At 67.7% G+C, this 4073-nt stretch carries 4 protein-coding genes and 1 pseudogene; 1 reads left to right on the top strand and 4 read right to left on the bottom strand.

Annotated features, from left to right (window positions below):
• The 3 genes from VD972_RS01280 to VD972_RS01290 form a co-directional block, all read right to left on the bottom strand.
• A partial coding sequence (locus tag VD972_RS01280; protein WP_324979513.1) for a hypothetical protein occupies positions 1-255 on the bottom strand: 255 nt, incomplete at its 3' end.
• The gene (locus tag VD972_RS01285; protein WP_324979516.1) at positions 252-1655 is read right to left on the bottom strand and encodes a hypothetical protein; all 1404 of its coding nucleotides are present in this window, start codon (positions 1653-1655) and stop codon (positions 252-254) included. The genes VD972_RS01285 and VD972_RS01280, both read right to left, overlap by 4 nt.
• A gap of 81 nt (positions 1656-1736) precedes the next feature.
• A complete protein-coding gene (locus VD972_RS01290; RefSeq protein WP_324979518.1) occupies positions 1737-2501 on the bottom strand; it encodes a 4'-phosphopantetheinyl transferase family protein in 765 nt (254 codons plus the stop codon).
• Between the two features lie 135 nt (positions 2502-2636).
• Between VD972_RS01290 and VD972_RS01295 the strand changes: the two genes are divergently transcribed.
• The gene (locus VD972_RS01295; protein WP_324979521.1) at positions 2637-3839 is read left to right on the top strand and encodes a phosphatase domain-containing protein; all 1203 of its coding nucleotides are present in this window, start codon (positions 2637-2639) and stop codon (positions 3837-3839) included.
• Here the strand turns inward: VD972_RS01295 and VD972_RS01300 are convergent.
• Positions 3820-4073, bottom strand: a pseudogene (locus VD972_RS01300) (hypothetical protein); the annotation flags it as partial. The gene VD972_RS01295 and the pseudogene VD972_RS01300 overlap by 20 nt on opposite strands.

Genomic DNA, 4073 nt, shown 5'->3' on the forward strand with positions numbered 1-4073 from the left:
GTTCTGCCTGTAGTCCGAGAGACGGAACGTGAAGGGGGAGTCGCCATCCGCCGCGAGGACGAGGCCCTGGTCCAGCACATCGAGCACCCGAAGCCCCAGGCCTCGCGCGAACGACTCCACCTGGCCTTGGAACCCACCATCCGTGCGGTAGCGGCGCAGCAACTCTCGATGCGCTGTCTCCATGGCCCGGTTGCGAGCCAGCGCGTAGAAGAGGAGCCGCCCGGCGTCCTCGGCCTCGCTGGTAGGCGTGCTCATTCGCTCCCTCCAACGCGCAGATCCTGACCGCCATACTCCAGATCGTTTAGCGAGCCGTCAGCCCGGACGGCGAAGGGCTCCCTTCCATCGGGATCCCAGGCCCACAGGAGCCTCAGCACGAGCAGCCGGCGGATGGCCGGGGGCTCTCCCGCCTGGCGCGACGCCTCCAGCAACCCTCCGAGCGTTCCCCCTCGAGCGAGCCACCGCTCCACGGCCTCCCGGACTTCGGGAGCGAACCGCGCCTCGATCGCCGAGAGCGGCTCGAGGATGTCCGCGGACACCTCAAGGTCCTGCTCGGCCTCACGCCGCCGCGGAGCCAGCAGCTGGCTGGCCAGGGCGGCGAGATCGAAGACAGGAAGCACGGCCGGTCCATGCAGGGCCGGGAGCAGCTCCTCGATCAGCGGCGCCACCACCTCGACCGTGTGTGCCACGAGCGGGTGAAAGACCTCTCGCTCGAGGTCCGGCAGGGCGCTGGCGCGCACGCGGCGGAAGCGCTGGACTTCCTGCTCAGCCAGCCAGGTCTCGTTCACCGTGAGCAGCTCCTCGTGCAACTTCAGGTGGCGCTGCCGGCAGTCGCTCAGGGCATCCCGAAGCTCGACCAGAGAGGACGCATCCTTCCCGTCGTCCACCGCCACCCGCTCCTCCACCGTGTCGAGGAGGCCCCGCTCCACCTGCAGCCGCGTCTCGAGGTGGCCGCGCGCCGAGGCGATGGTGGCGAGCATGCGCTGAGCATTCACACGGGCCACATCCCGCCGCACCTGGCGGAGGGTGCTCCGGAGCGACTCCGCATATTCGATGCTCCGCAGGCGGGCCTGACGGGCGGTGGCGACAGCCGCGCCGATCGCGCCGCGGTCGACCTGAGCCCGAAGCACCGCCTCTGCCGCCGTCTGGGCATCCTCGACATCCACGTCGAGCATACCCGCGTAGAAGTTGATGGCCTCGGTCGTTGCCTTCACGACGATGGTGCCATCATCCGCCTCCTCTTCACGCAGGAGGTGAAAGCGGACGGAGCGCCAGGTGGCGGTGGTGGGCCCCTCGAAGGACATGTACGGCTCGTCAAAGGCGCGCCTGCGCGACGGCTCGTTGAGCAGGTGCTCGATCACGGCATCCGCCACTTCGGTGACGTCCTTGCTGGTGAGGGGGGGCTCCGCGGTGCGGATCAACGGCTCGAGCGCGTGGTGAAGGTTCTGCCGGGTCGCGCCATAGCCGAGCCCCATGTGCTCGATGGCGGAGTCGATCGCGCGCAAGGCCAGGGCGCGCAGATCATGCCGCTCCAGGTTGCGCGCCCGGCTCGCCTTGCCCTCTTCGAGGCGGTGAAGGGGCCCGGTGCGCGCCAGGGTACGAACTCTGCGCGAGAGCAGCTGCTCCCAGCTCTCGGGCTGTCCAGAATGTTGGGTCATGATCTCACGTGATAGGTAGCATAGCTTCTGCCCTACCTATTACGACAAGATAGCTCGTACGCCAGCGTGCCGAGGAAGAGCCTATGTATCCGTGCTCAGGGGCACGGTCCTCAGCCAGCGGACCTGAAGCGGCTGGCTCCTCGGCCGGCGCACGGCCAGGGCGGCCTGGTGCCTCAAGGAGGGCCGGTGTTGGAAGAACTGCCACGCCTCGGGATCGTCTCGCAGGCGTGGATCGAAGGAGATCCTCGGCGGCTGTCCTGGCTCGAGCCCGAAGGCGAACTGCTCCAACGGGAGCGAGAGGCCCATTCCTCGCGCCTTGATGTACGCCTCCTTCAGGGTCCAGTACTCGAAGAAGCGCTCCTGCTGGCGCTCTACCTCCAGAGCCCGCAGGGCCGTCACCTCCGAGGGCGCGAAGAACCGGTCGGCGAGCCCCACCGTCTCTCCCGCACGCAAGGCGTCCTCCACATCCACGCCCACATCCACGTCGCGCGCCACCGCTACGATCGCCATCCCGTCCGTGTGGCTGAGGTTGAAGCGCAGCCTCGGGCTCCCCTCCCCCGCCACCGCCGGGCAGCCATACGCGTTCGTGACGAAGGACCACGCCTCGGGTCCCACCGGCGCATAGCGCGACAAGGTCAACCGCACGAGCGCATGCGAGACCAGGTACTGCCGCCGGTGTCGCTCGAAGTGGAACCTCCGCTGCTTCTCTCGCTCCTCGGGACTGAGCAGCCTCAGGTACGCCTCGAGCAACCGAGGCTCCTCGATCTGCTCGGGCTCCGTGATCCAGACATGGACCTCGTCCGGCGGCAGGGGCATCAACGGCGGCTCGGAGGAAACGGGCGGCATTCACGGGCTAGCGAAGCAGGCTTCCTGCCCCCTTGTCACGAGTCCTCGCGCACCCACGTCTCCCAGTTCTCCCACCACCGCGCTAGGCTGATCCTCGACTGCGGCGATGTGCGCCGCCCCCTCCTGGGAGTCCCCGTGGACCTCTCCACCGCGACGCCAAAGCTCCAGACCCTGCGCGCCCTGATGACGGGCCACACCGATCGGCGCGACGAGCAGCAGATCCTCCAGCTCTTCGAGACCGCTGCCGCGGATGAGCTCAACTACCTGCTCACCAACGTGGATGTGGACGCCCTCTTCTCCGACGTGGACGACCGTGTCGTCGGCCCGAACAACCTCACCGCGCTGCTCGACCTGCTGTGCGTCAGACGCGCCCACGAGCTGGGCCTTCCCGTGCGTGCGGGCCTCATGTTCGCGCTCCAGAAGGGCCCCACGCACCAGCTCGCCGAGCGGATGGTCCGCGCCCTGTTCCTCGGGCTGCGCGGCCGCGAGCTCACCGAGTTCAAGAACCTCCTCGATGGTCGTGGCAACTACCGCGACCTGCAGCAGCTCGTCTTCACTGACGTGGATGACCCGGCACTCCGGCAGGAAATCCTCGACCACCTCCGCCGAGAGGCCGCCGCCGCCCCGAGCGGCGAGAACAAGGTCCTCAGCGACATTGACGACACGTTCCTCGCCAACTGGAAGGACACCCGCTACCCCCCCAAGACCGTGTATCCCGGCGTGCTCCAGTTCTACCGGGAGCTCGATCGCGGTCCCGGCGTCATCCCCGGCCGCGAGGGCGATCTCACCTTCGTCAGCGCCCGGCCCATGGATCCCATGGGGCTCATCGAGGACAAGACCCTCGAGACCCTGCGCCAGCATGGGGTGAGCTCGGCGGTGATGCTCGCTGGGGCCTTCAGCCACCTCATCGGCAACGCTCGCATCGCGGAGAAGAAGTTCGACAACTTCAGCCGCTACGCACAGCTCTACCCGGAATATGGCTTCGTCTTCACCGGCGACAGCGGCCAGGGAGATGTGGCCTTTGGCGAGCAGATGCTGGCGGCCCACCCCGAGTCGGTCCGGGCCATCTTCATCCACGACGTCGTCGACACGCCCGAGGCTGTCCGGAAAGCCTGGCGCGCCCAGCGCATCTTCTTCTTCGATAACTACGTAGGCGCTGCCGTGGAGGCCTATGAGGTGGGCGTCATCGCCCGGGACGGCGTGGCGCGCGTGGCCCGCGCCGCCCGGGAAGAGTTCGAGAAGATCCCCTTCACCTCCGAGGACCAGAGGCAGTCCCGACGCGCCGAGCTCACGCGAGACCTCCAGCGTGCCGAGGCCCTCAGTGCCCCCCGGCCATGATCCCCACCTCCAGCGCGAGATCGAAGGAGAGATCCGGCGAGGTGGCTCCTACCTGCTTCACCATCACCGCGATGGTGTTCTCGCCGTGGATGAACGGGTTGGGTGACAGCGCCAGGCTCGCGGTCTCCTGCAGGTCCTCTACGCTCGCGGATGCGTACTTGTTGTGTGCAGGATTGTTGATGTGGCGCGAGAACACCTGGGTCCCGTTCACGTAGACCACCACTCCATCATCGA

Origin of the sequence: Hyalangium sp., from assembly GCF_035629615.1 — a bacterium.
Lineage (GTDB): Bacteria > Myxococcota > Myxococcia > Myxococcales > Myxococcaceae > Hyalangium.